The organism is Verrucosispora sp. WMMA2121 (assembly GCF_027460185.1).
Lineage (GTDB): Bacteria > Actinomycetota > Actinomycetes > Mycobacteriales > Micromonosporaceae > Micromonospora > Micromonospora palythoicola.
In genome coordinates, this window is the sequence record NZ_JAPZBH010000006.1 from 2,256,934 (window position 1) to 2,282,407 (window position 25,474).

Below are 25,474 nucleotides of genomic sequence, written 5' to 3' on the forward strand. Positions count from 1 at the left end.
CTCCTTCCTACGCTCGCCGCATGACCCACCCAGCCGATCAACTAGACCCTCCGAGGTGCTGTGCCCTCTACCTGCGCCGCTCGCATCGCAACGCCGAGGGCGATGCCCGCAACGGTCGGTCGCTGGCCGAGCAAGAGACCGAGCTGCGCGACCTGGCCGCTCGACTCGGCCTCATCGTCGTGTATGTCTTCATCGAGCGTGAGGGGACCGGGGCGTCCCGGTTCTCGCTGAAGGCCCGCCCCGAGTGGAAAAAGGCCCTGGAATGGCTCCGTGTCGGTGACCTCTTCCGCACCCTCCTAACTTGGTCACTGGACCGGGCAGACCGCCGCGGCGCGGTCGAGATCGGCAAACTGCTGGATGAGCACGCCGACGGTTCTCGACGGATCGTCGGCGCGGACGGTACCGACACGGGGGATCCACGCCGCCGGTTGGAACTGATCATCCGCGCCGAGATCGCCCGCGAGGAGGTCGAGAACCTGTCGCGTCGGGTCAGTCGGACGAAGCGCTTCCGGCGGGCTGAGGGCCGCTGGCTCGGCGGGCCGCCTCCGTTCGGTCTGCGCATCGCTGACGGCCAGCTCGCCCGCGACCCCGATTCCTACCCGGTCGCTCGGCGCATCGCTGACGAGTTGCTCGCCGGACGGACGATCTGGCAGACCGTAAAGGGTCTCAACGACAGCGGCATACCCTCGCCGCGCGGAAAGTCCTGGGGGGTCGGCACCGTATCCAATATGGTCCGCTCGCCCGGCTGGGCGGGTCTTCAGAGCATCCGCGAGCGCACGACCTCGGGCCGATGGGCGACGGTCGCCGAGCCGTTCCGCGATGAACGCGGCCAGACCGTCAGCGTCGGCGAAGGCGTCATCACCCCGGGCGAGCGTGCCCGCATCCTGGGCGCCCTCGACGGTCGCTCGGCGACCCTCGCCGAGGGCGGACGGTTCCTCCGGCGTGGCGACCGGCGCTCGGCTGCGCTGCTGACCGACGTCCTGCGCTGCTCCGAGTGCGACGGTCGGACAGCGCAGAGCGGGGCCGCCGGTAGAAAGGTCTACCGCTGCGGCCGGTACGGCAACGGCCGAGACTGTGCCGGGTTCACCGCTCCAACCGTCGAGACCGACGACGCCGTGTCGCTCGCGTTCCTTTACCGCCTCGCCGCCCTGGAGCCTGGCGACCCGTTGCTAGAGGCCGTCGCCGATGCATGGGTCGCCCGAGTCGCCCCCGACGACATCGCCGCCCGTGATGCCGCTCAGGACGCCCTAGACGCCGCCCGCGCCAACCTCGCCCGCGTACGCCGCCTTACCGCCTCGGGGGCGTTCACTGAGGAAGACGCCGCCGAGGTCATGCCCGAGCTACGCGCGAAGGTCAAAGCCGCTGAGGACGCCTTAGCCCGCATCCCGATCCCCGAGGCCGATATTTCGCCCCTCCTCGACCTCGCGCAGAGCGTGCCCGCGTTCTTCGATCTGCCCGAGCACGAACGCCGGGGCCTCCTCGGCCTCGCCGTCGCCAAGGTCACCGCGACCCGCGCCGGCACTCGCGGCGTGCGTTTCAAGCCCACCGAACGCCTGCTAATCACCTGGGCTGACGGTACGACCTCGCGGCCCGCCGCCTGAGCCCTCTCACCCGCACCAACAGCAAATAAGGCAGGCCCCGACCGAGCGATTCCGCCGCTGGTCGAGGCCCTAGACGGAAACGGAGCTTCCGCCATGGCCCACGACCCTACCCGCCGCCTGTACATCGCCGCCCCCGCGCTCGCCACTGCCGCTCTGTCGGCTGCTGTCGCTGCCCTGCTCGCCGCGGGGTTCCTGGTGACCACCGCGACCGAGGCCGCCCCGGTCGACGCTGACGAACTGCTCGCCGTGATGGCCGAGGACATGGACGCCGCCCGCGCCGCTGACGCCGTGGTGACCCTGCCCGGCGCCGAGGACTTCCCCGAGCCGGTCTACGCCGCCCTGTTCAGCGTTCCGGTCGTCACCCTCGCTGACGCACTGGCGGGTGCCGCATGAACGCCCGTCGCTTCGCTTCACTGGCCGGCACGGTCGCCGTGACCGTGATCGCCGCTGTCGCTTCGTACGACCACATGCGGGAGCTTGCCGAGCGCGCCGGGCAGCCGCCGCTACTGGCCGCACTGCGGCCGCTGTCGGTTGACGGCATGATCCTCGTTGCCATGCTGGCGCTCGGCGACGGTCGCCGGTCGCGTTGGTCGGCATGGCTGGCCTTCGTTCTCGGCGTGGCCGCGTCGCTGGCCGCGAACGTCATCGTTGCCGAGCCGAACGCAACCGCCCGCGTTGTCTCGGCGTGGCCCGCCGTGGCGCTGCTGCTGACGGTCGAGATCCTGACGCGGTCCGGCACAGCCCCACCCGCGCCTGTTGAGAAATTCTCTGCGGCCCTCGCAGCGCCGGCCCCGGCCCTGGGCACCCCCGCACTGTCTACGGCCACCGCGCGGCCCCCTGTCACCGTGCCGCCGCGCTCCCGCCCGCCGGCTGTCCCGCCGGACGTGCGCCTGCTGCCGGTTGTCGCCCGTGTCAGCACGCCGCCGGCCACCCCGGACACGCTAGCGGCACCAATCCGGACCGCTGACCGTGTGGCGGCACTGCTCGCCGCCGAGCCGAACGCGACGCCCGCCCAGGTCGCCGCACGGCTGGGCATGAGTGAGCGGACCGCCCGCCGGTACATGCCCGCCGACAAGATGCCGCCACGGCGCCGCCAGGCGAGCCGGGTGCCGGCCATGGCGACCGGCTGACCGGCAGGGAGAGCGCCCGTAACTGCCACGGGCGGGCGCACTCCCGGCGCGGGGACGACAGCCGTGCCGCCCAGGCGGACAGGGTGCCGCCAATGCACGCCCGGCCGCAGCTCGCGGCCACGATGGACACACCCGATCGGGCGATGGCCGGGCGGATGAGGCGTTTACACGCCCGCGCATCCCGGGCGGCGTGGCAGTCGCCCGGCGTGGTCAACGTGCCGCCAGCGCGACGACAAGGCCGGTCACCGCGACGAGGAGGCCGCTCAGGCTCGCGATGAAGCCCGGGGCGGTCCGCAGGTATTCGAGGATCAGGCCGTGCCGGTCGCGCGGCGCGCTGCTGGTCTGCTCTTCGGTCGTCACGCCCCGGGACGGTACGGAAGTCCGGGGTCTGTGTCCTACGCGCCGCAACCGCTGTAGCTCACGCTCGGCGACCCGGGCGGCACGTACCGCGATTCCTTCATGCCTGTCGATGCCAGTGCTGCTACAACCTGCAACAAGGGGATGCCCATTCGGCTGATAGCCGCAGGTAGCCGTTTTCGGTGCGCCATTTGCGCACTCGGGCCGCCCAGCGCTGTGCGGTTTGATCGTGTCGGCGAGGCAGTGCGCCCGCCCCTGCGTTGGGAACGGGCGCATTTGCCTGCGTCCGGTGAGTGTGCCCGCCTTGCGGTTAGCGCCGCAGGCTGAACAACTCGGCCAGCGCCCGCAACACGGCCGGCAGTTTGTCCGGCGGTACCCGGAACAGCGCCACCAGCGCCACAATAAGACGAGGCACCGCGTAGGTCGCCGCAACGGCTATCAGTGCCCAAGGCCCAACGTTGACGAATGGCTCTAGCGCAGACACGGCGAAGCGACCCCCTTGGGGCTCAACCTCGCGGCGGCCAAGGCGCACGAGTCAGGTTCGCCGATCCCGGTCAGGCGTTGAGTTCTGTCCTCAGGCTACCGCACCCTGCGACTAATCAACGACTCGCGCCCACGTCGGCGCTCCAAGCGGTACATGTCGAATGACGCCGATGTCGGGGAGCAACAGCAATCCACTCCGGCACCGTGAACAGATGGCTGGGGACGAGTAGGCCATATCTTCGGGCTGCCGCGGGAGCGGTACGGCTCGGGGTGGTCTGTTTACTGGCAAGATCGGCTTGCCGTCCTCACAGTCCCGCTCGTTGGTTGGGCCGCGACCGCTCGACGTCCATAGCCACATCCGACCGTCTTTCCCGGCGTACACGACTGCGATCGTCGTATGCGGCTTCGAGCATTCACAGACGATCTGATCGAGCTTCCGATACCGGTCTGGATGTGCCTTGATTGCGGCGGCCTGCTCTTCAAAGGCATCCATATCGACACCCTGCCACTCGCCACCCATGGTTTCCGCCTCCGGCAGTCAATCCGTCAGCGCGGCGGGCCATCGCGCTGCCTTGCCGACGGCGCGGCGACATCCACCGCCAGCCTTCAGCCGGTCTCTTCGTCGGCGAGCCGCCGGCCGCGCTGCTCCGCGTAGGCGCGCACGTCTGTCGCATCCCAGATCCGACCAACGGTCAGGGTGTCGATGGGCGCGGGGAAGTCGGGGCGATCGACCAAGATCGCGGCACGCTGGCGCGATACGCCGAGGTAGTCGGCGACCTCTGATAGCGCCATGACTCGCACGGGCGGACCCTCCGGCAACACGGGTAGGCAGGTTGCCACCGGAGGGGTTGACTACTTGTCAACTGTGCGTCAACGTGGCCGTATGCCCACGCATCGTGATTGCAAACCCTCGGCCTCTGGTCCCCGCCGTCAGCCCGCGAACGTCGTGCCCGCGTCCCGCTGGTCCGACCGGCTCAACCGTCCCCGTGTCCGGTGACGCGGGAGGACGGGACGCCTCGGGTCTCCCCCGGCGTGTACCTCCTGACCCGGGAAGCGTCCCCGCAATTCTCGCGGCCCATCATCGTGCGCGTGTTCCGCGAGGTGAGCGACCTGCACCCGCCGCACGGCTGGACGTGGGTCGACTGCTACCAGCTCGACCAGAACGGCGACGCGACGGACCGGCGGCGGCTGTTCGTGAGACCCGCGGGTCTGCGCCGGGTGCACAGCCAGCCGACCCCGTACGCGCAACGCACCCGCCCCTCCGCGAAGGCCGCCCGGTGAGCGAACACCTACCGTCCCGCCCCACCTGGCGCTGCTCGGCGTGCGGTACCCACTGGCCGTGCGGCCCGGCGAAGGTGCGGCTACTGGCTGAGTTCGACGCCCTGTTTCGGCACCGGGCGGGCGGGTTGTTTGGGAACCACCGTGGCCGAGCGGACGGTTGGCGTCAGGCTTCCGTGGACATGATCGGCACCTTCTCGCGGTGCCACCTGTTGGCGCTTTGCCATGATCGGCAGGTTCTTCGGGCGCCATGAGTGATTGGTAGGCCGGCTGCGGCGCCACCCAGGGGCAGGCTGCTGTCGTCGATGCTGACGGATTTTCGTACGCATTTCTGGATAAGTGCGACTTCCGAGTTCTGCAAATGGAAGGCAGCAAACGCATGCCGCATTGACGTTGGCAACTGAGAGTGCTTGGGTGATTTCGACTAGTCATCGTTACGACCACGCGTGCGCTTCCGTCAACAATGATCGGAGAATCGCATGAGGCGATCGACGGCAGCCGTGATGGCGGCCGCCCTAGGGCTTTCCACTATTGCAGTTGCAAGCCCGGCATGGGCGGATCCTCAAGGCTGCGTCCAGGGGGATATTTCCTTCTACCAGGATTCTGGCTACATGACTGCTGTCAACGACGCGTTTTGTCAGACGTCCGTGACCCGAACCTTCCGGGTCGAGATCAAGAGAGACGTGGCCCTCTCACCCGACCCGGTGGTATCGAGCTACGACGACTACTGGACGGGCACGTACTACTATGCTTCGACCAGCAGCTGCGACGGCGGACGAACCGCTTACTACTATGGTCGGTCGTTCTTCACGACCAACACGACCTACAATGACTCCTACCACTATCAGGTGGCCACCTGCTGACGCGAACGAGGGCCGACGATGGGTGATCCAATCACTGGGCACGGATTGACGCAGCGGTACGGGAAGCGGAATGTGTTTCGCGATCTCAATGTCGTGGTCCCGCGCGGCGTAACGGTGCTGTTGGGGCCGAATGGCGCCGGGAAGACGACTCTGCTGCACACCATCGTGGGTCTCAAGCGTCCGGAGGCAGGGAGTCTTCGCGTTCTTGGTCATGATGTGCTGCGTCGTGGCGGCCTTCGGGCCGTCGCGGCGCGGATCGGGTTTCTGCCGCAGGTCGTGTCGCACTATCCCGGCTACACCGTCCGGGAGTCTATCGCCTACGCAGCCTGGCTGAAGAACGTTCCGAGGCGAGACATCGGCGCGAAGGTGGATCGGGTTCTCGGGTTGATGAGCCTGTCCGGTCGAGCCGGGTCACGGATGGGGAGCCTGTCGGGCGGACTGTTGCGCCGGGCCGGTATCGCGCAAGCGCTGGTGCACGAGCCGGAGCTGGTCATTCTCGACGAGCCAGCGGCCGGTCTTGATCCCCAGCAGCGCATCGAGCTGCGCCGTGTCCTGCGGAAGGTCGCCGGCTCGGCCGCTGTGCTGGTCAGTACGCACGTGGTAGCCGATGCTCGGCATGTTGCGGACACCATCATCGTTCTCAATGAGGGTGCGGTGGTTTTCACCGGCACGGTCTGCGAGCTGGAAGGGCTCGCCAGGCCGGGGGTGGACGGGGACAGTGATCTGGAGCGCGGCTACCTCACCGCGCTGCGACAGCCGGTGGTGTGCGTTTGACCCCGCTCCGCATCGAGCTGCGCCGAGGGCCGGGCTTGTGGATCCTGCCTGTCTTGATAGCAGTCGGCGTGTTCATGTCCCGCGCCCAACTGGACAAGGACACGGACACGGTCTGGGCCTACGCCACCGGCGCGGTGACAAGCGCCCCGGTACTGATGGCCCCGCTGGCGGTGGGCACGGCCGCGTGGGCGGGAGGCCGATCACAGCGCCGCGGCGCACGCCACGCCTGGCTGCTGGCGGGACGCGACCCAGCGCAGGCGCCACTAGTCGAGGCAGGTGTACTGGTGGCCTGCGCCACCGTGGCCTACGCCCTGGTCGCAGCGGTGACGCTGCTGTCCACGGCGAATGCCGCAACGTGGGGTGGTCCTTTCTGGTGGTGGCTGGCCTCAGCCGGGATCGGGTTCGCCGCAACCGTAGCGATCGCCTACGGCGTGGGCGTGCTCCTGCCGGGGCCGTTCACCCCGTTCGCCGCCGCGCTGGTCACCTACCTGGCCACAACCTGGAACCTCGGGCAGTACGGCACCTGGTATGCGCTGTTCCCGTTCACCATCGAGCTGATCCCGCCGTTCAGCGCACCGCACACCCCAACCATGCGGGGACAACTGCTGTGGTTCACCGGCCTGGGGTTCCTGGCCCTGGCATTGGTCGCCGCCAAGGTGCGCTCCTCGACTCGGGTGGTGATCCCGGCGATCGGGGCGTCCCTGGCTCTGGCCCTCAGCGGCGCCGCGACAGTGATCGGCGAGAACGGCCGCTACGTCGATGTGAATCGCCACATCATCTGGTCCTGTTCGGGCAGCTCGCCAGAGGTGTGTATCCATCCCGCCTTCGCCACCAGCCTCACGCCGATCAGTCAGCGAGCACAGGCCATCAGCCAGCGTCTGGCCCCCACGCCGTTCGCCATCAGCCGGGTAGAGCAGCGACCCCGAGGCGTGGGCGGCCAGCCCACACCCGGCGCGATTGCGTACGCCCTCGACGCACCCGCCACCCATCACTACGACCGCGCGAGCCTCGACATCGCCATCGCCGCTCTCGGCGTCGACTCCTGCGGCCACGGGCCCCAACGTGACAGAACCGCTCACGCCATGGCTCAACTCCTCGTCGCCTGGGCCGTCGGCGACGAGAACCTGTTCACACCACGCGACCCCGGACACCGACAGGCCAAGGCCCGCTTCCTCAACCTGTCAATGACAGGCCAGCAGCAGTGGCTCACCGCCCACGCCAACGCAGTCCGCACCTGCTCCCTGACTCCGCAGTCGTTCACATGACCGGCCCCCGCCTACTACTGAAGTCCCGACGAGCAGTGCCGCTGTTGCTGGCCCTCATCGCCGTCGCAGTTGTCTCCCGCGGACTCGGGGGCCAGCACCTCCTCATCGGCGCCACCGAGCCGGTCCCGCTGCCGTGGGCCGCGGTCCTGCCCGCACTCACCGCCTACCTCACCACAGCGGTGGCCTGGTCAGCCTTGCCCCTGGAGGAGCACCTCGCCGTTCACCGCGTGGACCTCCACGACCTGCTCTACCTCACCGTGGCCGTCCTGGTCGGCGCCGGACTGGTCGCATGGGCAGCCCAACCGCTCATCGGCACCATCACCGAGCCCGGCGCAATACGCAATTACCTCGGCCTGCTCGGCTACTCCCTCCTCGGAGCCGCCGCCTTCCGCCTCAGCATGGGCTGGACGATTCCCACCACGCTGTTCACCACCGGTCTGGTCGTCGCCGGCACCGGCGCTGACCTTCCGCCGCTCGACTGGCCAGCCCGCCACGACAACGAGCCGACATCCTGGGCGGTCAGCATCACGATCCTAATCGCCGGCATTGCAGCGTTCGCCAGCCCGACGCGCCGGCGCGCCCACGCGCTACGCGCGGCACGCACCGAAGCCGACTAGCGCCCGCCACGGCGGTTCGCCAGCGTGCACTCCGGGCGTCGCCACCCGCCTGGTGACACTGCACCTCGACACGCAGGAATGGCTGTTATGCCTTGCTTGCTCGACTTGTCGATTTCTGTGGGCTTAGCTTGATCCTGGTCATATCGGGAGGCCAGATTGCCCACGCGTGTCGAGATTTTCGAGCGCATTCGCGCTGATCGGCGGGCCGATCCATCGGTGTCGCAGCGGGAGTTGGCGCGCCGGCACCACGTGTCGCGGCGCACCGTCCGTGCAGCGCTCGCGTCGGCTGTTCCGCCGCCGCGTAAGCGGCCGGTTCGGGGGCGGCCGTTGGCGTTGACGCCGGTGCTCGCCGTGGTGGACGAGATGCTGCGCTCGGACGTTGTGGGGCCACGCAAGCAGCGGCACACGATCGAGCGGATCTGCCAGCGTCTGGCCGTCGAGCACGATTTCACCGACGCGTCGTACTCGACGGTGCGCAACTACGTGGCCCGCCGACGGCCGCAGATCCTCGCCGAGGCACGCGAGGGACGTGGGCACCTCGATGGGATGGTGCCGCAGATCCACCCGCCGGGCGAGGAGGCGGAGGTTGACTTCGCCGAGGCGTTCGCGGTCGTCGGTGGCACGCAGATGAAGTGCTACCTGTTCACGCTGCGGATGTCGCACTCCGGCAAGGCGGTACACCGGGTGTTCGCCTCCCAGGGCCAGGAGGCGTTCATGGAAGGCCACGTCGAGGCGTTCCGGGTCCTCGGCGGGGTGCCGACCCGGCACATCCGCTACGACAACCTCAAACCTGCGGTGCGGCAGGTGCTGTTCGGCCGAGGCCGCATCGAGTCGCAGCGGTGGGTGGCGTTCCGCTCCCACTACGGCTTCCACGCCTTCTACTGCCTGCCCGGCAAGGACGGCGCCCACGAGAAGGGCGGAGTAGAGCACGAGGGCGGCCGGTTCCGCCGCAACCACCTCGTCCCGCCCCCGCAGGTCGCGTCCCTGGCCGAGCTCAACGACCGCCTCGCTGCCATCGACGCCGCCGAGGACGCCCGGCACGTCCACGGCGCGCCGGCCAGCATCGGCTTCAACTTCGCAGCCGAGGCACCGCTGCTGCACCCGTTGCCGGCCGACGACTTCGAGCTCGGCACCACGCTCACGCCGCTGGTGCGCCGCAACGCCCGCATCGTGGTCCGGCAGTGCTACTACTCGGTCCCCGCCAGGTTCATCGACCGCAAGGTCCGGGTCAGCCTGCGCGCCAACGAGGTCCTCGTCTTCGACGGCCGGCAGGTCGTTGCCCGCCACCCACGCCTATCGCGCCGCTACGACTACCGCGACGACCTGGACCACTACCTGGAGATCCTTCTGGTCAAGCCCGGCGCCCTGGCCGGGTCGACCGCGTTGGCGCAGGCCCGCGCCGAGGGGTCGTTCACGTCAGTGCACGACGCGTTCTGGGCCGCCGCCCGCACCGCGCACGGCGAAGCCGAAGGCACCCGGGCGCTGATCGAGGTCCTGCTGCTGCACCGGCAGCTGCCGCACGCGGCGCTGGTTGCCGGGATCACCGCCACCGTCAACGCCGGCTCCTGCAGCCCCGAGCTGGTCGCGATCGAGGCCCGCAAGGCCGCCGACGCCGGCATCGTCACAGACTCACCAGCAGCCACGGCACCTGTTGACCACGTCGCCGAGGACGGACTCGAACTGGCCGAGCCCGTCGACGAGCCGCCTCCCGGCAGCGCCCGGGTGATCTCTCTGCACGCGCGGCGGCTGCCCTCAGGCAGCGAGCACAAACCACCGCCGATGAGCATCTACGACCAGCTGCTGTCACATCGATCGAAAGGCACAACCGCGTGAGCGCGATCGCTTCCACCGGCAGGGTGTCCCGCACCCCCCGACCCCGCCAGTCCGCACCCGGCATCGACCCGCTCGACGCCGCCATCGACACCGCCTGCACCGAGTTGCGACTGCCCAGCATCCGCGACCGCTACACCGATATCGCCGAACAAGCCCTACGCGACCGCGCCAACTACAAAGGCTTCCTGCTCGACCTGCTCCGCGCCGAGATCGCCGACCGCGACGAGCGACGCAAACAACGCCTCGTCCGCGACGCCGCGTTCCACCGACCCAAACGGCTGGAAGACTTCGACTACGACAAGAACCCCCAGGTCGACGCCGTCTACGTCAACAACCTCGCCAACCCCACCTGGGTCAAAGCCGGCGCCCCACTGGTCTTGGTCGGCAACTCCGGCACCGGTAAGAGCCACCTACTCATCGGCATCGGCACCGCCATCGCCGAACACGGCCTGCGAGTCCGCTACACCACCACCGCGAACCTCGTCAACGAACTTGCCGAAGCCCACAACGAGAAACGCCTATCAAAGACCCTCCACCGCTACGCCCGCTACGACCTGCTCTGTCTCGACGAATTCGGATACCTCAACCTCGACCGCACCGGCGCGAAACTGCTGTTCCAAATCTTCACCGAACGAGAGGAACGCAAAGCCATCGCCGTCGCCTCCAACGCGCCCTTCTCCGAATGGGACAAAACCTTCACCGAGGAACGCCTCTGCGCCGCCATCGTCGACCGACTCACCTTCAACGGCTACCTCATCGAAACCGGCAACGACTCCTACCGCCTGCAAAGCACCCTCGAACGCAACCGCAGCTAACAGCCCTCGGCACACGAACAGCCGCGCCGGGACGAACCGTCCCGGCGCCGCCGCGTCCCACCCTCACATACAGAGCCGGGCTCCCCAGACGCTGCATCGGGAGCAGCGCCTGGAAGAGCCCGGTCTGCCCCGATACTAGACCAGCCCCTAGCCCAAGTCAGCGCAGCGACCCACGCGCGAATGCCTTGTCACGCCCTGGTGCCCGATGAAGATGCCAATCATGGAAGCCCCCGACCTGGTGCCCAAAGAAGCTAACGATCAGCGACTGCCGATCAATCCGCCGACAAGTGGCACCCAAAGAACCTGCCTGAGTGGTGCCGATTCAACCTGCCGGAATCAAAAGCGGCGGAGAATCTGTGATCCTTGTACGGAATCTATCACAGATGGAAATTCGTGCGCTTGAGCGCTTCCCGGAGATTCAGGCTCACCCAGAGCACGCCTTTAGTAGCCTTGCCACCGCCGTTGAGTCAATGGACGAGGTTCGGGCAAAGAACGATTCGGTCCATTTGCAGAGGGCAGCCGAAGAGATCTAGAGACGGGACAGCCCAGATCGAAGCCCCTTACGCGGACAACGTTCAGGTGAGGGGCTTTCGTACGCTTACACGCCTTTGCCCGGCTATCCAGTCTCCGACGGTGCTGGTGACCGCGCCGGTTTGGCGAGCAGGCCAACTAGGTCGTCGGCCAGTTCGACGAATTCGCGTGCGTGCCGGGGAAGTAGGTCGCCTGGCCGCTCCGTTCCAAGGTCTCGAAGTGCACGTAGCTCACGGAGCACCGCAGCGGCTCCCGGATGTGTTGCACTGAGCGGCCTTTCCGGCCGCCGGTCGAGCCGCATAGTCTCCATCTCGCGTTCAGCCCATTCATCTAGCGCCCACACGACCCCTACCCAACCTAGACGAATCGCTTCGGCCGTATTGATGTCCACCCAGGCACGAGCCGCGTTGAGCATGGCGGGAACGCCTTCCGGTTCATCGCCTATGGCACGGAGTTGACTCGCCGCTTCGACGGATGCCCTTACCTCCCCGGCAACCCTGTCCCACTCGGCCTCGAACGGCCCAACTGTGAGCCGTCGCAAGTTGTCACCGAGTAGCTGCGCGACCCGCCGCCGGTACGCCAGCAGCACCACAAGCACAACCGACGGCCACGCGAGCGCCTGCACAAGCGCGACGGTGAATTGGCGCCAGTTCACGGCCCTCCTAGCCGACCGGGCGACTGTACCGCCGGGGAGTTCGTCGTTAGGTGACGGGGGCTCCCGTCGGACATAGGAGCCCCCGTCACGGGTAGAGGAACCGCCTGGGTCCTCAACCTAACCTCATTGCCAGTGGCCGGCTATGAGCAGGATCAAGTACACGATTTTCAACGTAGTCGCGATGACCTGTCCGAACTCGTTGACTCTCGGAAGCACCTGACGCTGATCTGCCCTTTCCCGCCGCCGCAGTGAAGGTTTGCGCATGGAGCGCATTTCGGATTCCTCTCGGCCGCCGCCTCCCATCAAGGGGATTTGACGAACCCGGACCGGCGCTAGCTTCCGGTCCGCCGCCTGGGGCTACGGCGGGAGGTGGTTCCTACCCCGCACAGCAGTCTATCGATGGTGCGCAAGGTGGATGGAGCTGCAACGGCCCTACCGCGATTCTTCCGTCGCGATCTCGGCGAGCCGCTGCGCCTGAGGGTCGACGAACTCGCCCAGGGCGAGCGAGACCCGCTCGGTCTCGAAAACCTTCCGCCCCGGCATCGCGGCCCGCCGGATGGTCACGGACGCGCCCGCGGAAACCAGCAGCGCCCGGCGCCCGCCTCGCGATGTCGTAGCCCAGGGCTACCTTGTCGCCTATGCCCGGTAGCGGTCAGATCCCCGCGCCTCTTTGCCTGCGCCCTGTCGTCGGCTCGCCCGCAACGATCGTCATTGGCGACGACTCGTACCCGGCGGTCGTGGTCCGCTCCACTCTTACGGCGATCACCGTGCGCCGGGTCGAGGCCGGAATGCCACGCCGCAACCGTGACCACACGGCGATGATCGCGCCCGGCGACCTCTCCCGCCCGATCGGCCCGCCTGAGGTCTACCGGATGCGGGATGGCCGGTACCGAACGGCGTCGGCGGTCGTGACGCTTGGCGAGGCAGTGTCGCGTACGCCTCTCCCACCTCCCCGTCGCGCCGGCTGGCGCCCTTTGGTAAGGCACGATGGGGTCATGAGCGCACGCGTACGCGCCCCTGAACTGCGGGGCCGGGCCTGGCTGAACACGGGCGGGAAGGTCATCCGTTTGGCCGACCTTCGAGGTCGTATAACCGTCTTAGATTTCTGGACCTTCTGCTGCATCAACTGCCTGCACGTGCTCGACGAGCTACGTCCGCTCGAACAGAAGTACGCCGACGTCCTCGTGGTGATCGGGGTGCACTCGCCGAAGTTCGAGCACGAGAAGGACGCCGGCGCGCTGGCCGCCGCCGTCGAGCGGTACGGCGTGCACCACCCGGTCCTCGACGACCCCGAACTCGACATGTGGCAGCAGTACGCGGCCCGCGCCTGGCCGACCCTCGCCGTGATCGACCCGGAGGGGTACGTGGTGGCCACCATGGCGGGCGAGGGTCACGCCGACGGGCTGACCCGGCTCATCGACGACCTGATCGCCACCCACGAGGCCAAGGGCACGCTGCACCGGGGCGACGGCCCGTACGTCCCGGTCACCGAGCCGGAGACCACCCTGCGCTTCCCCGGCAAGGCGGTGGCCCTGCCCGACGGCGGCCTGCTGGTCTCCGACTCGGCGCGGCACCGCCTGGTCGAGTTGGCCGCCGACGCCGAGACCGTCGTCCGGACCATCGGCACCGGCGAGCGGGGCCGGACCGACGGTGGTGCCGGTGCCGCGACCTTCTCCGAGCCGCAGGGGTTGGTTCTGCTGCCGCCGCACGTGGCCGAGGTGACCGGCTACGACCTGGTGGTCGCCGACACCGTCAATCACCTGCTGCGGGGCGTCCGGCTGGCCACCGGTGAGGTGCTCACCGTGGCCGGCACCGGGCGGCAGTGGCGGTCGACGGTCGACGACCACGCACACGACGCCCGCTCGGTGGACCTCTCCTCTCCCTGGGATCTCGCCTGGTACGACGACCGGATCGTCATCGCCATGGCCGGCATCCACCAGCTCTGGTGGTTCGACCCGATCAAGCGCACCGCCGGCGTGTACGCCGGCACCACCGTGGAGGCGCTGCGCGACGGGCCACTGGCCGAGGCGTGGCTGGCCCAACCGTCCGGGCTCGCCGTCTCCGCCGACGGCAGTCGGCTGTGGGTCGCCGACAGCGAGACCAGCGCCATCCGCTACGTCGAGAACGGTGCCCTGGGTACCGCCGTGGGTCAGGGCCTGTTCGACTTCGGGCACGTGGACGGGCCGGCGGCGCAGGCCCTGCTCCAGCATCCGCTCGGCGTATGCGCCCTGCCCGACGGCTCGGTCCTGATCGCCGACACCTACAACGGCGCGGTACGCCGGTACGACCCGGCCGACGACCGGGTCGCCACCGTCGCCGCCGGTCTGGCCGAGCCCAGCGACCTGGTCCTCACGGCCGACGGCGCGGTGCTGGTGGTGGAGTCGGCGGCGCACCGGATCACCCGGCTGGCTCCCGGTGCGCTCTCGGCGGCCGGCGCGGAGACCGTCGACGGTCCCCGGCACCGTACCGAGCGCAGGCCGACGGAGTTGGGCGCGGGTGAGGTGGTCCTGGACGTCGTCTTCACCCCGGCCCCCGGGCAGAAGCTGGACGACACCTTCGGACCGTCCACCCGGCTCGTCGTCTCGGCGTCGCCGCCGGAGCTGCTGGTCGAGGGTGCGGGCACCGGCACGGAGCTGTCCCGGCGGCTGGTGATCGACGGATCGGTGCCCGACGGGGTGCTTCAGGTCACCGCGCAGGCGGCCACCTGCGACGCCGACGTCAAGCACGCGGCCTGCCACCTGACCCGGCAGGACTGGGGCGTACCGGTGCGGGTGGTCGACGGCGGCGCCGGCCGGCTGCCGTTGGTCCTGCGCGGCATGGACGCCGGCTGACGCCCGACCAGGGTGCCCTGCCTCGCAGCTCAGGCGAACGGGGCGGGGGTGACCCCGGCGTCGACGAGGGCGGCGCGGACGAGTTCCGCGGCGGCCACCGCCCCGGGGCTGTCGCCGTGCAGGCAGACCGACTCCACCACGCACGGAACCGTACCGCCGTCGACGGTCGTCACGACCCGCTCGGTGGCCATCCGCACCGCCCGGCGGGCCACCTCCTGTGGGTCGGTGACCAGCGCGTCCGGGGAGGTGCGCGGTACCAGGCGACCGTTGGGCAGGTAGTTGCGGTCGGCGAAGCCCTCGGCCACCACCCGGACCCCGGCGCCCTGGGCGAGCTGGGCGAGGACCGAACCGGGCGGGCAGAGGACGGGCAGTTCCGGGTCGTGGTCCTCGATCGCGGCCAGCAGGGCCGCCGCTGGCAGTTCCTCGCTGGCCGCCGCGTGGTAGAGCGCCCCGTGTGGCTTGAGGTATCGAATCCGGGTGCGGTACGCCCGGCAGAAGGCGTTGAGCGCACCGATCTGGTAGAGCACCTCGTCGCGCAGTTCGGCGAACTCGTACTCGATGTGCCGCCGGCCGAAGCCGGCGAGGTCCCGGTACCCGACCTGGGCTCCGACGGCGACTCCCCGCTCGGCGGCGGCGGCGCAGACCCGGCGCATCGTGGCCGGGTCGCCGGCGTGGAAGCCGCAGGCGACGTTGGCCGAGGTGACCAGGTCCAGCAGGGCATGGTCGTCGCCGAGACGCCAGATGCCGAAGCCCTCGCCGAGATCAGCGTTGAGGTCCATGAAATCTCACCGTAGTGCCTGGGCGGGCCTGCGCGAGCGGGGTCACGTCCGCCACCACCGCGATGACCGGGTATCCGCCGGTGGTGGGATGGTCGGCGAGGAAGACGAGTGGCTGACCGTCCGCCGGCACCTGCACCGCGCCGAGCACGAGTCCTTCGCTCGGCAGCTCCCCGGCCACCGAGCGGGGTAGCGGCGCGCCGCTCAGGCGCGCGCCGACCCGGTTGCTCAACGGACTCACCTGGTACGCCGTGCCGAGCAGCCGGTCCAGTGCCGCCGGGGTGAACCAGTCGTGCCGAGGTCCGAGTCGTACGGTGAGCCGCAGCTCCGGCGGCGACGCCACCGGCACGGTGACGTCGACCGGGGCGGGCGGGCCGGCCGGGGCACCCAGCGGCAGCTGGTCGCCGTCGCGTAGCGGGGCCGGTCCGAGCCCGGCGAGGGTGTCGGTGGAGCGGCTGCCGAGCACCGGTGTGACGGCGATGCCACCGGCCACCGCGAGCCAGCAGCGCAGGCCCCGTCGGGCGGGACCGATGCGCAGCACCGCCCCGCGTGGAACGGCCAGTGGGCGACCGGTGTCGCCGGGACGCTGGCCGACCCGCACGTCGGCGTCGGCACCGACCACGGCGACGGTGGTGGCTCGGGTGGGTCGCAGCTCGCAGCCGGTCAGGGTGATCTCCAGCCCGGCCGCCTGCTCCGGGTTGCCGACCAGACGGTTGGCCAGGCGCAGCGCCGCCGGGTCGAGGGCACCGGAACGGGGTACGCCGAGGTGTGCCCAGCCCGGTCGGCCGAGATCCTGCACGGTGGTCAGCGCCCCGGCCCGGAGCACCTCGAGGAAACCGCTCACCGATCCACCAGCCGGACCCGGGTGCCGGGGCTGAGCAGGGCCGGCGGGTCCGCCGTCACGTCGAAGAGGGTCACCTCGGTGCGTCCGACCAGCAGCCACCCGCCGGGGGACGCGGTGGGGTAGATGCCCGCGTACGGGCCGGCAAGTGCGACCGATCCGGCCGGCACCCGGGCGCGGGGTGTCGCCAGCCGGGGCACCGCCAGCTCGGTGGGTAGCCCGGTGAGGTATCCGAAGCCGGGTGCGAAGCCGCAGAAGGCGACCTGGAACTCGGTGGCCCGCAGGCGACGTACGACCCCGGCTCCGTCCGTGCGCCAGTGACCGGCCACCCGGCTCAGGTCTTCCCCGTCGAAGGTCACGGGCACCTCGACGAGACGGGCGGGTGCGGCGGCGGTGGGCGCGGTCGCGGCCCTTTCGACCGGTGGCGCGGTGGTGGTCGTCCAGGTGGCGATCCGGGCGGCGGCGGCCGGTGGGTCGGGTACGCCGTCGAGCAGCACCGTGGCGGCGGCCGGCACGATCTCGACGGCGACCAGTTCGCCGAGTTCACGGCGGCGCCACAACTCCGCCCGCCACGCCTCGACGACGGCGGCCACATCGGTTGCCGATCCGGGAGTGTCACCGTCCTCCGGACTGGCGAGGTCGAGCAGGAGTGCCTGAGTGCCGACCGTTCTGATCCGCATCCCACCATCCTCCCGGACGAGCGGAAACGTCCGCGTCGGCTACCTGTCGGACGGCGTGACCAGTTGCACTACCCGAAAGTAACCTACGCTGCCGTAACCTATGGGCGTGACCACCTCAGCACGCCCCCGGCTCAAGCCGGTCGACATCGGGAAACCCCGGATGCGCGGCTGGCTGCACACGTACGCCTTCTTTGTCGCCCTGGTCTGCGGCATCGTGCTCTGTTCGATCGCCGCCACCCGCCCGGGCTGGACCCCCCTGGTCAGCTCCGCCGTCTACAGCTTCACCGTCTGCGGCCTCTTCGGCACCAGCGCGTTGTACCACCGTCGGGTGTGGTCGACCCGCGGCTACGCGGTCATGCGCCGGATGGACCACTCGATGATCTTCCTGTTCATCGCCGGCACGTACACACCGTTCTGCCTGCTGCTGCTGGAGACCCGGGCCGCCGTCATGATGCTGTCGATCGTCTGGGGCGGCGCCCTGGGCGGCGTGGCGCTCAAGCTGATCTGGCCGCACGCCAACCGGTGGATCTCCGCGCCGCTGTACGTCGCCCTCGGCTGGGTGTCGGTGGCGATGCTGCCCGACATCCTCCGCCAGGGCGGCGTCACCGCCCTGGTGCTGCTCGCGGTGGGTGGCGGGATCTACACCGTGGGGGCGGTCTTCTACGCGCTGCGTCGCCCCAATCCGTGGCCCACCGTCTTCGGCCACCACGAGTTCTTCCACGCCTGCACCCTGGTCGCCGCCATCTGCCACCACATCGCCATCTACTTCGCACTGTTCGCCTGACCCGCCGACCAGCGGCGGGTACGCCGACAGCGGGGGTGGTGAGCCTCGTCGCTCACCACCCCCGCTGGGTCTATCGGGTGCGGGTCAGATCGTGGGGCCGGGCCGGCGCACCTCGCGGTACTCCTGGACCACCCGGTCGTCCCGGACCGGCACGGCACGCTCGGCCACCACCCGCTCCTCGCGCACCGGCGCGACGACCGCACGCCGACGCGAGTTCCAGAAGGAGAGGGTCACGATCAGCCCGGCGACACCTGCGAGCATCAGCACCCAGCCGACGACGCTCAGGTTGAGCCAGCCCAGGTCCGCCTCCACGGCGAACGCGAAGATCGCACCCAGCGCGATCAGGAAGATACTGCCACCGATGCCCATCTCGTCGTCTCCTTGGCTATCGAAGCTGGCATTCCACTCCGCCGCGGCCACGGATGAGGTTGCGGCACCGACCGACTTACCCCGGCACGGAGATCGCCAATCGGGCAAGCTGGAGACATGACGGACAGCCCGCACCACGAGCGGACACTGGTGCTGCTGCGGCACGCCAAGGCCGAACCGCCCACCCCGGACCGTCCCGACGTCGAACGTCCGCTGGCTCCTCGTGGCCGGGCGGACGCCGCGGCGGCCGGGGCGTGGCTGGCCCGGCAGGGGCTGCTGCCGGACGTGGTGCTCTGCTCGGCGGCCGTACGAACCAGACAGACGTGGCACGACGTCCAGTCGGGCATCACCGGCGCACCGCCGGAGAGCGGTCCGGCCGGTCCGGCTCCGGCGATCCGCTACGAGCCGGACGCCTACGAGGCACATCCGGAGGACCTGCTGCACCTGATCCGACAGGTGTCACCTACCGCGACGACGGTCCTGCTGATCGCTCACAACCCGGGTGTCTCACTGCTGTCCGAACTGCTCGATCCGGTCGGGGCGGAGCCGGAGGGGCTGCGTACCGGCGGCCTGGTGGTGCACCGGACGGCCGTGCCCTGGGCGGAACTGAGCCGCGGCGCGGCCCGGATCGAGACACGACACACCGCACGCGGCTAGCCGGGCCACGTGCGGTGTGTGCGGAGGCGGTCGCTCAGCTCGGTGGCGCGGTTGGTGGCGGTGGATCGGGCGGTGGCGGCATCATCGCGGTCGGATGCGAGAGCCGGTTCTCCTCCACGATGAGGGTCCGGGCCCGCTTGCGCCGGTCCTGCCAGAACCAGAGCGTGGTGAGCAGCACGGCCAGCCCGGCCAGGATGAAGACCCAGCCGACCGCCCGCAGGTCGATCCACCAGACGTTGGCCCGGATGGCGAAGGTCAGGATCGCGCCGATCGCGATCAGGAAGATCCCACTACCAATGCCCATGTGCGCGGCACTCCCCCGTGCGGTTGCTCTGGGCGTACTCGGACTGGCCCGCCACGCATACCCACCCACCCCCCACTTACCCCCGCCCAACCCCCACCGACACCCCGTTGATCGTGAGGTTAGCGGCGAGGTTGATCTCTATAACTGCCGCCAACCTCATGATCAAGGAGACGAGGCGGGTGGGGGTGAGTGGGTGGGTGGGGGTGGGGGTGGGGGTTAGAAGGCTTCGGTGGGGAGGTCCATGATGTCCAGGTCGGTGGACTCGATGATGCGGCGGTCGGCGCCGATGCGGGGCAGCACCTCGCGGGCGAAGAATCGGGCGGCGGCCACCTTTCCGGTGTAGAACGCCTTGTCCGCCGCGCTCACCTCACCGGCGAGGGCCTTCAGCGCCACGTCGGCCTGCTTCTGCAACAGCCAGCCGACGACCAGGTCACCGAGGGCCAGCAGGAAGCGCCGGCTGCCGAGCCCGACCTTGTACAGCGCCCGGGTGTCTCCGCTCTGCGCCTCACCCAACCAGCCGGTCATCACGCCGAGGATGTTCTGGATCTCGGCCAGTGCCTTACCGAGCGCCTGACGCTCCTCCTTGAGCTGACCGTTGCCCGCCTCGGTGGCGATGAACTCCTGGATCTCACCGGCCACGGCCATGAGTGCCTTGCCGTTGTCCCGGACGATCTTCCGGAAGATCAGGTCGAGGCTCTGGATCGCCGTGGTGCCCTCGTACAGCGTGTCGATCTTCGCGTCCCGGACGTACTGCTCCAGCGGGTAGTCCTGGAGGAAGCCGGAGCCGCCGAAGGTCTGCAGCGACTCGTGCCCGAGCAGCTCGTACGCCCGCTCCGAGCCGACGCCCTTGACCAGCGGGAGAAGCAGGTCATTGACCCGCTTGGCCAGCTTGATGGCCTTCTCGTCACCGGCCGCCTCCGCCATGGCGACCTTGTCCTGCCACGTGGCGGTGTAGAGGACCAGCGCCCGCAGGCCCTCGGCGTACGACTTCTGCAGCAGCAGCGAGCGACGCACGTCCGGGTGCGCGGTGATGGCCACCCGCTCGGCGGTCTTGTCCGCCATCTGGGTCAGGTCGGCGCCCTGCACCCGGTTCTTGGCGTACTCCAGGGCGTTGAGGTAGCCGGTGGACAGGGTGGCGATGGCCTTCGTGCCGACCATCATCCGGGCGTACTCGATGATCATGAACATCTGCCGGATGCCGTCGTGCTTCTCGCCCAGCAGCCAGCCCTTGGCCGGTACGCCGTGCTCGCCGAAGGTGATTTCGCAGGTGTTGGAGACCTTCAGGCCCATCTTGTGCTCGACGTTCGTCGCGAAGACGCCGTTGCGCTCGCCCAGCTCGCCGGTGCTCTCGTCGAAGTGGTACTTCGGCACGACGAACAACGACAGGCCCTTGGTGCCGGGGCCACCCACGCCCTCCACGCCGACCGGGCGGGCCAGTACGTAGTGGACGATGTTGTCGCTCAGGTCGTGCTCGCCCGAGGTGATGAAGCGCTTGACGCCCTCGATGTGCCAGGAGCCGTCCGGCTGCGGGATCGCCCGCGCCCGGCCGGCACCCACGTCCGAGCCGGCGTCCGGCTCGGTGAGCACCATCGTGGAGCCCCACTGCCGGTCGATGAAGAGCTTGGCCCACTTCTTCTGCTGCTCGGTGCCCTCGACGTGCAGCACGTGCGCGAAGGACGGGCCGGAGGCGTACATCCAGACCGGCGCGTTCGAGCCGAGCACCAGCTCGGCGAGCGCCCACCACAGCGCCCGGGGGGCGTTGGTGCCGTCCAGCTCCGAGGGCAGGTCCAGGCGCCAGAACTCGGACTCCATGAAGGCCCGGTACGACTTCTTGAACGACTCCGGCAGCGGCGCGGTGTGCGTGGCCGGGTCGAAGACCGGCGGGTTGCGATCGCTGTCCTGGTAACTGGCGGCCAGGTCCTGCCGAGCCAGCCGGTCGACCTCGGCGAGGAAGCTCCGCGCGGTGTCGACGTCGAGGTCGGAGTACGGCTCCTGGCCGAACGCCCGGTCCGCCCCGAACACCTCGAACAGGTTGAATTCGAGGTCCCGAAGGTTGCTCTTGTAGTGGGTCATCTCGCTGGCCCCGCTTCCGGACAGGTGTTACCGATCAGTAACCCTGACTCTATTACTCGCGGGTAGGCAGCGACAAGCCGATCCCGCCAGTGACAGGCATTACACACCTGCCGTTCGGGTTCGCCGGTCCCCTCCCCTTGACGTCTCACCCTTCGGCGGCGCCGACCTCCCAACTCGGCACCGCCGCCGTCGTGTTGCCAGGTGAGCCCGTGTACTCCATCAGGACCAGTGCGATGTCGTCGTCGAGCCGGCCGTGCACCCATTCGACAAGGGCGGTCTCCAGCGAGGCGAGGCCGTCGCCGACCGTGCCGTGGCCGAGCAGCCGCCAGGCCCGGTCCGCGGTGGGGAAGAACTCGCCGTCCCGCCGGGCCTCGCCGAGCCCGTCGGTGAACAGCAACAACCGGTCACCCGGCTCCAGCCGTTCGACCCTCGGTCGGACCGTGGGCATGAACCCCAGCGGAGGCGCCGGCGCCGGTGGCTCAAGAGAGATCACCGCGCCGCGGCGCAGCAGCAGCGGTGCGGGGTGCCCGCAGTTGACGATGGTGAGCGTGCCGCCGCGCTCCTCGACCAGGGCGGCGGTGACGAAGTCCTCGTCGCCGACGTTGCGCGCCACCGCCCGGTCGAGATCCGCCACCACCGCCCGCAGATCGGACCGCTCGTACGCCACGTGCCGGTACGAGCCGAGGACGATGCTCGCCAGCCGGACCGCCTCCAGGCCCTTGCCGCGCACGTCTCCAATGATCATCCGAACGCCGTACGGAGTCTCGATCGCCTCGTAGAGGTCGCCGCCGATCTCGGCCCGGGCGGTCGACGAGATGTACCGGCCAGCCACGGACAGTGCGCCCACCCGAGGACCGAGCGGACGCAGCACCGCCTGCTGAGCGACCATGGCCAGCTTCGACAACTCGGCGATCTGCTCCGCCTGCCGCTGCCGTACCGCCGCCACCGCCCCCGCGATGCCCGTGCCCAACGCGATGCCGGCCACCGCGACCGCGGTGGAGAGCGAGACCGTCCGCTCGGCCAGGGCGAAGGTCGCCCCCAGCACGGAGGCGGCCGCACCGACGCCGAGCACGACCCGCCACGAGGCGAGCGCGGCGGCCAGGAACGGCGCCGCGACCATCAGCGCGATGTAGTTCGCCGTACGGCCGTCCGCCAGCTCGACCGCCGAGACGATTGCGAGCAGGACGAGGGCCGCGCCGAGGCCGGCGCGGGATCCGGGGCTCAGCGGGCCGCGGCCCGGCTGGAGGAGTTGGGTACGTACATCCGACAGCATGCCCGATGTCGGTGAGCGAAAGAATGAGCCAGGCCCCTCGGACGTGACGGATCTTGCCGCGAGGATCCTGGGCCGGAGCCGATCGGGCCGCACCGGCTCAGCCGAGCACCTCGTAGCGGACCTCGATGTGACCGAGATCGAGCGACGCGATCTCGCCGAACGCGGCCCGCGCCAGGTCCAGGCAGCGTCCCTCGATGAACGGGCCCCGGTCGTTGATCCGGACGGTGACCGACTTGCCGTTGGCCGGGTTCGTGACCCGTACCTTCGTGCCGAACGGCAGGGTCTTGTGGGCGGCGGTCATGCCTTCCGGGTCGAACGTCTCGCCGTTGGCGGTCAGCTGACCCTGCCAGTAGAAGGACGCGCCGCAGGAGCCGGAGTCGACCACCGGACGGGCCGTCGTCTTCTCGGCCGTCGGCTTCGGCTTCGGCTTCGGGCTGGCCGTACGTTGCTTGCTGCGGGACGGTGCCTGCGCGGTGCGGCTCGGCTTCGGGCGCGCCGTCGGGCTCGGAGAGGAGCTGACTCCGGGGGTCGGCGACGCGCTCGGCGAAGCGGGGACACTCGTCGCGGTGGTGGGCGACAGATCGATCGCGGCCGGTCGCACCGGCGCCGACTCGGCGGTCAGCCGAACGGCACCCACGGTGCCGCCGACGGCGAGCGCGACCGCCACCACGGCGCTGGCCGTGAGCCCGGCCGGCGAGGTGAACCTGCGGGTACGGGAGTGCCTACCAGCCACCGGCCCGGTCCTTTCTCAGCGGGTCAAACCGGGTCGGACCATAACGAGAGAAGCACTTCCGAAGTCAACGTGATCATGACGTTATGACAGTAATTATGGCGATACGTGCAGCCGATCATCCGACCCGGCGTGGGCCGGGCGGGCGGGTGTCCGGCAGGTGCCTGGCGCAGGATGGTGACATGCCCGCTGAGATGAGAAGACGTCTCGTCGAGCTGTTCGAGTGGGTCGATCCCGGACCAGGCGCGAGTCACCTGGTCAGTGACACCTCCGGGTGGTGGCGGGATCCGGGGACGCTCGCCGCGCTGGGGCCCGCGTTGGTCGCGCCGTTCCGGGCGACGCGGCCCACGGTGGTCGTGTCCCCGGCGGTCACCGGGTACCTGCTCGGGCCGTTGGCCGCCGCCGCACTTGGCGTGGGGTTCGTGGCAGCACACAAGCCCGGTGACGGACGGCTGCCCACCGGCTCGCTGACCTGGGCGCAGAGTCATCCCGACTTTCGCGGTCGCCGCGTGGACCTCGCGGTGCGAGACCGGCACCTGGGCCCCGGGGACCGGGTACTGGTGGTCGACGACTGGGTGGACACCGCCGCCCAGGTACGCGCGGTCTACGAGATCTGCGCGGCCCGCGGAGCGGACCCGGTAGGCACCGCCGCCGTGGTCGCCACCTGCCCACCCCCGGTGGCGGCCGAACTGAGGATCACCGCCCTCCTCACCACCCCCGACCTGCCCACCTGACCCACCCCTGACCCATGCTGTTGATCATGAAGTTGTTGTCCCACACGTCGGCGTGTCGCGACGACAACGTCATGGTCAACGGCAGGCAGGGGGTACGGCGGTCAGCGGACGAAGTCTTCGACCACGGTGCAGACCTGGCCGAGCGCCTCGGCGGACCGGGCCAGCGGCCCGGGCACCATCAGCGCGTGGTCGGCACCGGGGATCTCCAAAACGTGCGGGGTGAGCCGCCGGGCGACCCCACCGTCCCAGGACGAGTCGGCGGTACCGCCGACCAGGATGAACGGGGCGGTGGCCCGGCGCAGCGCGTCGACCACGTCACCCCGGTGTAGCAACGGGGTGAGCCAGACGGCGGGCAGTCCCCGGCCTGCCGCGAGCGGCGCGGCGAGGGTGCCGAGCGACTTGCCGACCAGCAGGTCCGTCCGCTCGGTCAGGGTCGGGGAGACCTGGTCACACACCCACCTGCCGATGGTGTCGATGTCGAAGTGCTCCGGCACCTGCCAGGAGATCCCGTGCAGCCCGAAACCGACCCGGCGCAGTGCCTCGCCCAGGTAGAGGAAGAGGGGGTACCGGGTGTCGTACCCGCGTCCCGGGATGAGCACCGCGCGTCGGTCCGCCATGGACATCTCCTTGTCGTCGGCCATCGACCGTACCCCCAATCGCGCCCCGGCGGACCGGCTCGGCGTACCGGAACGTCGGCGATGTCGCGGCGGGACCGGGCGGTAGCCTCGACAGGATGTGGCCACGGATCGGCGGTCTCCGCGCACTAGCCCTCGGCACCCCCGGTGACCTGCGGTCGCGCCTCAACACCCTGGTGCTGGCCGGCGTGAAGACCGCCACCGCCGGCCTGCTCAGTGAGTACGCCGAGGAGGACGAGGAACTTGAGCACGTCGGCGAGCGGCTGGTCCTCGTGGACGACGCCGACGCGCTGGTGGCCGTCGTCGAGGTGACCGGCGTCGAGGTGACCCGGTTCGCCGAGGTGCCGTGGGACTTCGCCCGCGCCGAGGGCGAGGGCGACCGCTCGATCGAGGAGTGGCGGGCCGGACACGCCGCCTACTGGGCTCGCGTCGGCACCCCGGTCACCGACGACAGCGAGGTCGTCTGCGTGCGCTTCCGCCTGGTGTCCGCCGGAGCCGGCGGCATCGCCACCGGCGACCTCGGCACCTGAGCCGCCCTCCGGCTCGCGGCTCCGCGCCACCGCACCGATCCGCAGGTGCGCCGGC

At 69.8% G+C, this 25,474-nt stretch carries 27 protein-coding genes; 15 read left to right on the plus strand and 12 right to left on the minus strand.

All coding sequences use genetic code 11. The features are described 5' to 3' along the window. Positions 1-20 precede the first annotated feature (20 nt). From O7605_RS19255 to O7605_RS19265, 3 genes are all read left to right on the plus strand, one after another. Positions 21-1,601, plus strand: coding sequence for a recombinase family protein (locus O7605_RS19255; protein WP_269740456.1), 1,581 nt, complete (start codon positions 21-23; stop codon positions 1,599-1,601). 93 nt (positions 1,602-1,694) lie between these two features. Further along, complete coding sequence (locus tag O7605_RS19260; protein WP_269740457.1) at positions 1,695-1,994, plus strand: hypothetical protein; 300 nt, start codon at positions 1,695-1,697, stop codon at positions 1,992-1,994. Then, positions 1,991-2,731: a DUF2637 domain-containing protein gene (locus tag O7605_RS19265; protein ID WP_269740458.1), complete on the plus strand. Its 741-nt coding sequence runs from the start codon at positions 1,991-1,993 to the stop codon at positions 2,729-2,731. The genes O7605_RS19260 and O7605_RS19265 overlap by 4 nt, the downstream gene beginning before the upstream one ends. A 210-nt stretch (positions 2,732-2,941) precedes the next feature. On the opposite strand, the gene O7605_RS19270 is transcribed toward O7605_RS19265, so the two are convergent. After that, a complete protein-coding gene (locus O7605_RS19270) occupies positions 2,942-3,091 on the minus strand; it encodes a hypothetical protein (protein WP_204027591.1) in 150 nt (49 codons plus the stop codon). A 1,086-nt stretch (positions 3,092-4,177) separates the two neighbouring features. Beyond that, positions 4,178-4,363 (minus strand): helix-turn-helix transcriptional regulator, encoded by a 186-nt coding sequence (locus tag O7605_RS19275; protein ID WP_269740459.1) that lies wholly within the window; start codon positions 4,361-4,363, stop codon positions 4,178-4,180. Positions 4,364-4,660: 297 nt separating this feature from the next. Between O7605_RS19275 and O7605_RS19280 the strand changes: the two genes are divergently transcribed. The 7 genes from O7605_RS19280 to istB all read left to right on the plus strand — a co-directional run bounded on the left by O7605_RS19280 (position 4,661) and on the right by istB (position 11,016). Beyond that, entirely contained in the window at positions 4,661-4,852 is a 192-nt protein-coding gene (locus tag O7605_RS19280) for a hypothetical protein (protein WP_269740460.1), read from the plus strand. A 476-nt stretch (positions 4,853-5,328) separates the two neighbouring features. After that, the gene (locus O7605_RS19285) at positions 5,329-5,712 is read left to right on the plus strand and encodes a hypothetical protein (RefSeq protein ID WP_269740461.1); all 384 of its coding nucleotides are present in this window, start codon (positions 5,329-5,331) and stop codon (positions 5,710-5,712) included. A 72-nt stretch (positions 5,713-5,784) separates the two neighbouring features. Then, complete coding sequence (locus O7605_RS19290; RefSeq protein ID WP_269740462.1) at positions 5,785-6,486, plus strand: ATP-binding cassette domain-containing protein; 702 nt, start codon at positions 5,785-5,787, stop codon at positions 6,484-6,486. A 68-nt stretch (positions 6,487-6,554) separates the two neighbouring features. After that, entirely contained in the window at positions 6,555-7,751 is a 1,197-nt protein-coding gene (locus O7605_RS19295; protein ID WP_269740463.1) for a hypothetical protein, read from the plus strand. Between the two features lie 35 nt (positions 7,752-7,786). After that, positions 7,787-8,368 carry a hypothetical protein gene (locus O7605_RS19300; protein WP_269740464.1) on the plus strand — a complete coding sequence of 194 codons (582 nt, stop codon included), beginning with the start codon at positions 7,787-7,789 and terminating at the stop codon, positions 8,366-8,368. Between the two features lie 156 nt (positions 8,369-8,524). Continuing rightward, positions 8,525-10,201 (plus strand): IS21 family transposase, encoded by a 1,677-nt coding sequence (gene istA / locus O7605_RS19305; protein ID WP_443083944.1) that lies wholly within the window; start codon positions 8,525-8,527, stop codon positions 10,199-10,201. After that, entirely contained in the window at positions 10,198-11,016 is an 819-nt protein-coding gene (istB, locus tag O7605_RS19310; protein ID WP_269740466.1) for an IS21-like element helper ATPase IstB, read from the plus strand. The genes istA and istB overlap by 4 nt, the downstream gene beginning before the upstream one ends. Positions 11,017-12,634: 1,618 nt before the next feature. Here the strand turns inward: istB and O7605_RS19315 are convergent. Then, positions 12,635-12,766 (minus strand): hypothetical protein, encoded by a 132-nt coding sequence (locus tag O7605_RS19315; RefSeq protein WP_269740467.1) that lies wholly within the window; start codon positions 12,764-12,766, stop codon positions 12,635-12,637. 431 nt (positions 12,767-13,197) lie between these two features. Here O7605_RS19315 and O7605_RS19320 point away from each other — a divergent pair, with 431 nt between their 5' ends. Continuing rightward, positions 13,198-15,033 carry an NHL domain-containing thioredoxin family protein gene (locus O7605_RS19320; protein ID WP_269740468.1) on the plus strand — a complete coding sequence of 612 codons (1,836 nt, stop codon included), beginning with the start codon at positions 13,198-13,200 and terminating at the stop codon, positions 15,031-15,033. A 29-nt stretch (positions 15,034-15,062) separates the two neighbouring features. Here the strand turns inward: O7605_RS19320 and O7605_RS19325 are convergent, their stop codons facing one another. The 3 genes from O7605_RS19325 to O7605_RS19335 are packed head-to-tail and all read right to left on the minus strand — an operon-like array spanning position 15,063 to position 17,330. Further along, positions 15,063-15,812 carry a LamB/YcsF family protein gene (locus tag O7605_RS19325; RefSeq protein ID WP_269740469.1) on the minus strand — a complete coding sequence of 250 codons (750 nt, stop codon included), beginning with the start codon at positions 15,810-15,812 and terminating at the stop codon, positions 15,063-15,065. After that, entirely contained in the window at positions 15,796-16,653 is an 858-nt protein-coding gene (locus O7605_RS19330; RefSeq protein WP_269740470.1) for a biotin-dependent carboxyltransferase family protein, read from the minus strand. Before O7605_RS19330 ends, O7605_RS19325 begins: the two co-directional genes overlap by 17 nt. Beyond that, complete coding sequence (locus tag O7605_RS19335) at positions 16,650-17,330, minus strand: 5-oxoprolinase subunit B family protein (protein WP_269740471.1); 681 nt, start codon at positions 17,328-17,330, stop codon at positions 16,650-16,652. Before O7605_RS19335 ends, O7605_RS19330 begins: the two co-directional genes overlap by 4 nt. A gap of 106 nt (positions 17,331-17,436) precedes the next feature. Between O7605_RS19335 and trhA the strand changes: the two genes are divergently transcribed. After that, positions 17,437-18,114 (plus strand): PAQR family membrane homeostasis protein TrhA, encoded by a 678-nt coding sequence (gene trhA, locus O7605_RS19340; protein ID WP_269740472.1) that lies wholly within the window; start codon positions 17,437-17,439, stop codon positions 18,112-18,114. Positions 18,115-18,198: 84 nt separating this feature from the next. On the opposite strand, the gene O7605_RS19345 is transcribed toward trhA, so the two are convergent. Further along, positions 18,199-18,483, minus strand: a complete 285-nt coding sequence (locus tag O7605_RS19345; protein WP_269740473.1) for a DUF6458 family protein — start codon at positions 18,481-18,483, stop codon at positions 18,199-18,201. Between the two features lie 117 nt (positions 18,484-18,600). Between O7605_RS19345 and O7605_RS19350 the strand changes: the two genes are divergently transcribed. Further along, complete coding sequence (locus O7605_RS19350; RefSeq protein ID WP_269740474.1) at positions 18,601-19,140, plus strand: SixA phosphatase family protein; 540 nt, start codon at positions 18,601-18,603, stop codon at positions 19,138-19,140. Between the two features lie 34 nt (positions 19,141-19,174). Here O7605_RS19350 and O7605_RS19355 read toward each other — a convergent pair whose 3' ends face one another. The 4 genes from O7605_RS19355 to O7605_RS19370 all read right to left on the minus strand — a co-directional run bounded on the left by O7605_RS19355 (position 19,175) and on the right by O7605_RS19370 (position 23,523). Further along, complete coding sequence (locus tag O7605_RS19355; protein WP_088996804.1) at positions 19,175-19,444, minus strand: DUF6458 family protein; 270 nt, start codon at positions 19,442-19,444, stop codon at positions 19,175-19,177. A 216-nt stretch (positions 19,445-19,660) separates the two neighbouring features. Further along, on the minus strand, positions 19,661-21,517 hold the full coding sequence (locus O7605_RS19360; RefSeq protein WP_269740475.1) for an acyl-CoA dehydrogenase: 1,857 nt from the start codon (positions 21,515-21,517) through the stop codon (positions 19,661-19,663). Between the two features lie 145 nt (positions 21,518-21,662). Continuing rightward, positions 21,663-22,790: a PP2C family protein-serine/threonine phosphatase gene (locus tag O7605_RS19365; RefSeq protein WP_269740476.1), complete on the minus strand. Its 1,128-nt coding sequence runs from the start codon at positions 22,788-22,790 to the stop codon at positions 21,663-21,665. Between the two features lie 97 nt (positions 22,791-22,887). Further along, a complete protein-coding gene (locus O7605_RS19370; protein ID WP_269740477.1) occupies positions 22,888-23,523 on the minus strand; it encodes a septal ring lytic transglycosylase RlpA family protein in 636 nt (211 codons plus the stop codon). 179 nt (positions 23,524-23,702) lie between these two features. Between O7605_RS19370 and O7605_RS19375 the strand changes: the two genes are divergently transcribed. Continuing rightward, positions 23,703-24,254 (plus strand): phosphoribosyltransferase family protein, encoded by a 552-nt coding sequence (locus O7605_RS19375; protein WP_269740478.1) that lies wholly within the window; start codon positions 23,703-23,705, stop codon positions 24,252-24,254. Between the two features lie 101 nt (positions 24,255-24,355). Here the strand turns inward: O7605_RS19375 and O7605_RS19380 are convergent, their stop codons facing one another. Then, positions 24,356-24,871: an alpha/beta hydrolase gene (locus O7605_RS19380; protein WP_210822875.1), complete on the minus strand. Its 516-nt coding sequence runs from the start codon at positions 24,869-24,871 to the stop codon at positions 24,356-24,358. 116 nt (positions 24,872-24,987) lie between these two features. Between O7605_RS19380 and O7605_RS19385 the strand changes: the two genes are divergently transcribed. Then, a complete protein-coding gene (locus tag O7605_RS19385) occupies positions 24,988-25,419 on the plus strand; it encodes an ASCH domain-containing protein (RefSeq protein WP_269740479.1) in 432 nt (143 codons plus the stop codon). The last annotated feature ends 55 nt before the right edge of the window (positions 25,420-25,474 follow it).

Excerpts from the sequence above, each read along its gene's own strand:
- O7605_RS19255 (WP_269740456.1), top strand. The coding sequence starts at position 21 with ATGACCCACCCAGCCGATCAACTAGACCCTCCGAGGTGCTGTGCCCTC.
- O7605_RS19260 (WP_269740457.1), top strand. The coding sequence starts at position 1,695 with ATGGCCCACGACCCTACCCGCCGCCTGTACATCGCCGCCCCCGCGCTC.
- O7605_RS19265 (WP_269740458.1), top strand. The coding sequence starts at position 1,991 with ATGAACGCCCGTCGCTTCGCTTCACTGGCCGGCACGGTCGCCGTGACC.
- O7605_RS19275 (WP_269740459.1), bottom strand. The coding sequence starts at position 4,363 with ATGGCGCTATCAGAGGTCGCCGACTACCTCGGCGTATCGCGCCAGCGT.
- O7605_RS19285 (WP_269740461.1), top strand. The coding sequence starts at position 5,329 with ATGAGGCGATCGACGGCAGCCGTGATGGCGGCCGCCCTAGGGCTTTCC.
- O7605_RS19320 (WP_269740468.1), top strand. The coding sequence starts at position 13,198 with ATGAGCGCACGCGTACGCGCCCCTGAACTGCGGGGCCGGGCCTGGCTG.
- O7605_RS19325 (WP_269740469.1), bottom strand. The coding sequence starts at position 15,812 with ATGGACCTCAACGCTGATCTCGGCGAGGGCTTCGGCATCTGGCGTCTC.
- O7605_RS19335 (WP_269740471.1), bottom strand. The coding sequence starts at position 17,330 with ATGCGGATCAGAACGGTCGGCACTCAGGCACTCCTGCTCGACCTCGCC.
- O7605_RS19345 (WP_269740473.1), bottom strand. The coding sequence starts at position 18,483 with ATGGGCATCGGTGGCAGTATCTTCCTGATCGCGCTGGGTGCGATCTTC.
- O7605_RS19350 (WP_269740474.1), top strand. The coding sequence starts at position 18,601 with ATGACGGACAGCCCGCACCACGAGCGGACACTGGTGCTGCTGCGGCAC.
- O7605_RS19355 (WP_088996804.1), bottom strand. The coding sequence starts at position 19,444 with ATGGGCATTGGTAGTGGGATCTTCCTGATCGCGATCGGCGCGATCCTG.
- O7605_RS19360 (WP_269740475.1), bottom strand. The coding sequence starts at position 21,517 with ATGACCCACTACAAGAGCAACCTTCGGGACCTCGAATTCAACCTGTTC.
- O7605_RS19365 (WP_269740476.1), bottom strand. The coding sequence starts at position 22,790 with ATGCTGTCGGATGTACGTACCCAACTCCTCCAGCCGGGCCGCGGCCCG.
- O7605_RS19375 (WP_269740478.1), top strand. The coding sequence starts at position 23,703 with ATGCCCGCTGAGATGAGAAGACGTCTCGTCGAGCTGTTCGAGTGGGTC.
- O7605_RS19380 (WP_210822875.1), bottom strand. The coding sequence starts at position 24,871 with ATGGCGGACCGACGCGCGGTGCTCATCCCGGGACGCGGGTACGACACC.
- O7605_RS19385 (WP_269740479.1), top strand. The coding sequence starts at position 24,988 with ATGTGGCCACGGATCGGCGGTCTCCGCGCACTAGCCCTCGGCACCCCC.